This window comes from Streptomyces sp. (genome assembly GCF_031178505.1).
Taxonomy (GTDB): Bacteria; Actinomycetota; Actinomycetes; order Streptomycetales; family Streptomycetaceae; genus Streptomyces; species Streptomyces gulbargensis.
Genome location: NZ_JAPSIW010001032.1, coordinates 1 through 1,700, shown reverse-complemented (window position 1 = coordinate 1,700; position 1,700 = coordinate 1). Strand labels below are relative to the sequence as shown.

General features: G+C 72.3%; 2 protein-coding genes. One reads left to right on the top strand and one right to left on the bottom strand.

Features of this window, described 5'->3' with window-relative positions:
- On the top strand, nucleotides 1-148 hold a 148-nt coding region (locus tag RIF68_RS36615), incomplete at its 5' end, for a DUF1330 domain-containing protein (RefSeq protein ID WP_375165802.1).
- Between the two features lie 118 nt (nucleotides 149-266).
- Here RIF68_RS36615 and RIF68_RS35930 read toward each other — a convergent pair.
- Nucleotides 267-1,700, bottom strand: a 1,434-nt coding sequence (locus RIF68_RS35930) for an amidohydrolase family protein (RefSeq protein WP_375165801.1), incomplete at its 5' end; no start/stop codon positions are given.

The following is a 1,700-nucleotide window of genomic DNA, read 5'->3' as shown; positions in this document are numbered from 1 at the left end:
GAGCAAGGAGAGCCGTCATGCCCCGTATCGCGATCATCCCGACAAGCAGGCCGTACGGGACTTCTACCACTCGGAGGAGTACGCACCCCTGAAGGAGTTCCGGCACACCTTCGCCACCGCCAGCGCGCTGGTGGTCGACTCGGTCTGACCGCAGCTGGGTGCAATCACCCGGAGCGACAGCGCCCCGCAGGTGGGGCGCGGCCGGGCGGCGCCGCAGTCCGTGCGGCGCCGCCCGGCCGTTCGCTCACCGGCACCGGGAGTCCGGCTCAGGCCTCGGCGTGCGTGCGCAGGATGTGGTCCCGCGAGGCGGCGACCTCGTCGCGCAGCGCGGCCAGGTCCACGTCGAGGAGGCGGCCGTCCCACTTGCGCACCTGCCCGGCGATGAACACCGTGTCGACGTTGCGGGCGTCGCTGCCGAGGACCAGGGTGCCCACCGCGTCGTTCAGCGGCATGTTGTTGACGTCCTCGGCCCGCACCACGAGCAGGTCCGCCTGCTTGCCCGGCGTCAGCGAACCGGTCACGTCCCCGAGCCCGTTGGTCCGCGCCCCCTGCACCGTGGCGAAGTCCAGCACGTCGAGGGTGCTGATGCGCCGCGGCTCGGCGTCCGTGCCGTAGGCGGCGTTGACGGCCCGCATCCGCTGGATGGCGTGGAGGGCCCGCATCTGGGTGAACATGTCGCTGGCGAGGGCCACTTCGACGTCGATGCTCAGGCCGGGGCGCACCCCGGCCGCCAGTGCCTCGTCCACCGCGGGGATCGCCGTCTCCAGGCCGATCTGCGCGTCCGAGGTCGGCGCCAGGGCGACGGTCGTGCCGCTGTCCCCGATCGCCCGCCATGCCTCGGCAGTCAGTCCGGTCGAGTGGATCATCGTCAGATCCGGTCCGAGCAGCCCCTCCCGCTCCCATCGCAGGATCGCCTGTGACGACGCCTGCCCGAACACCGCGTCGATGCTCACACCGACGCCCAGCTCCCGGGCCTCGGCGGCCAGCGCCGGACCGAACGCACGCTCCGGTCCCGCGATCTCTCCGGTGGCCAGGGCGGCGATGCGGAAGGACAGCAGCTCGCTGCCGAACTCCTCCCGCAGCCGTGCCACGTCCGCCGGCCACTGCTTGTCCCAGTCGCCGAAGTGCGGGGCCATCGCCGCGTGCACGCCGCGGATGCCGGTGTCCACCAGCGCCCGGACCGCGGCGTCCGAGTGGGCGGCCGTCCGGGAGTTGTGCGAGAAGTCCAGCATCGTGGTGATGCCGCTGTCGATCGCCGTGAGCGCCGCCAGCCTCGTTCCGACGTACATGTCCTGCGGCCGGTACACCGGGGCGTACCCGAGGAGCGTCGTCGTCACGTAGCCGGCCAGGTCGTCCACGTCCGGCATGATCCGGCGGAGCTGCGCCTCCCAGGCGTGCCGGTGGGTGTCGACGAAGCCCGGCGCCACGACGCATCCCGTCACGTCGATCACCACCGCGTCCGCGTCGGCGCCCTGCGCTCTCAGGTCCGCGCCCACCGCGGCGATCCGGTCGCCCTCCATCAGGACGTCGCCCTTGTCGAGCACCCCGGTCGCGGGGTCCATCGTGACCACCGTCGCGCCGGTCAGCAGCACCCGTCGGCCGCGCTCACCGGCGGACGCCTGAAGCCGCTCCAGCACATGCGCACGAACCGCGTCCTCGACGTACATGACACACAACCCCATTCCAATGGCGAGCGAGGG